This window comes from Nocardia vinacea NBRC 16497, from assembly GCF_000308835.1.
GTDB classification, from domain to species: Bacteria; Actinomycetota; Actinomycetes; order Mycobacteriales; family Mycobacteriaceae; genus Nocardia; species Nocardia vinacea.
Genome location: NZ_BAGN01000183.1, coordinates 1 through 1328 on the forward strand (window position 1 = coordinate 1; position 1328 = coordinate 1328).

Below are 1328 nucleotides of genomic sequence, written 5' to 3' on the forward strand. Positions count from 1 at the left end.
AACAGAATCTGATCGTCAATACGCTGCTGCTGATGCTCACCGACGAGCGGTTCGCGGGAAATGTGTTGGGCGGTAGCCTATCGACCCGGGACGCACTCGACGAGGTCTTGTTCGCAGACCCGCCGATGGCCAATTTTTGCGTCACCTATCCACGACAACCGATTCTGGTCGGCGATATCTGGTTGCCGGCCAACGAACCGGTCGTCATCAGCATGGCCGCCTGCAACACCGATCCAACGATCAGCGGCGGTGAGCAGCTCGGCAATCGTTCGCACTTGGCATGGGGCGCCGGACCGCACGCCTGCCCGGCGCGAACGGCGGCCTACCTGATCGCCCAGGATGCCATCGATCAGCTCCTCGACGCCCTTCCCGATCTAACGCTGGCCGTGCCGGCCGATGAACTGAACTGGCGGCCCGGACCTTTCCACCGCGCTCTTGTTTCCCTACCTGTGGAATTCCCGGCGTCGACGACGCGCTGACCGCCATGGTGGGCTCGGCGATCCAGCCGCGCTCAGTGGGGTGTGGTATCGACATAGGCATCGGCGTCCGGGTGTTCGGCCGGCGCGGCAGCGGCGAATTTCACCATATTCGCTGGGCGGACGAAGGTTTCGGCGAAGGCGTCGGCCAGCGCGGTGTCATCCTGTGCGGCCTGCATCAGTTCCCGCACGGCCGGCGGCGGGTCGAGTGCGGCCATTGTCCAGCGTGCCGCGGGGTGGGCGATCGCGGTCAGCCACGGCTGTGCTGCCGAACTCATCCAAGCCCGGTCGAACGGGCCGGTGGAATTGCCCAGAATCGCTGCGCTGTACTGGGCAGCGCAGTGCGCGGCGCTGTTGGCGCCCTGCGCACCGCCGGGATCCATCCGGCACACGACATCGCCGCCGCCCAGGACGAGGGCGCCGGAGGGCAGTGTGCCGATCGGCTCGCGCATGGTCGGCGGGACGGCGCCGACAAGCGTCGCACCACCGTCGGTCAATTCGGCGTTGCGATACCGATCGGCAAGTGCCGCAGGCAGATACTGTCGCAAGAGTTGTTCGGCCCGCGGCAGTCGCTCGGCAGGCACGGTGTGCGCGAAAACATCCAGTCCGCTGCCGGGCAATCCCTCGAAAAGCAGTATTTCGCAACGCCTTTCCTGTCCGGGCGGACCGGTCAGTCCCGGATAGGAGATGATTTCGCCGTGGCCGGGCAGGGCTATGTAGGTTCCGAGGCCATCCGGATCGGGCTCGACCCCGTCGAGGTACAGCACTGCCAGTCGACGCATCGGCTCGGTCGGAACCGACCAGCTCGGGTCAGCGGGGAAGCATGCGGCGAGGTCTCGCGATGCCCGAGTG

The 1328-nt window shown here is 66.3% G+C and carries 2 protein-coding genes; one reads left to right on the forward strand and one right to left on the reverse strand.

The features are described 5' to 3' along the window. A partial coding sequence (locus ON44_RS25785; RefSeq protein ID WP_040694761.1) for a cytochrome P450 family protein occupies positions 1-479 on the forward strand: 479 nt, incomplete at its 5' end. 32 nt (positions 480-511) lie between these two features. Here ON44_RS25785 and ON44_RS25790 read toward each other — a convergent pair. Next, positions 512-1328 (reverse strand): styrene monooxygenase/indole monooxygenase family protein (locus ON44_RS25790; protein WP_305082464.1); only part of this gene is annotated, 817 nt, incomplete at its 5' end.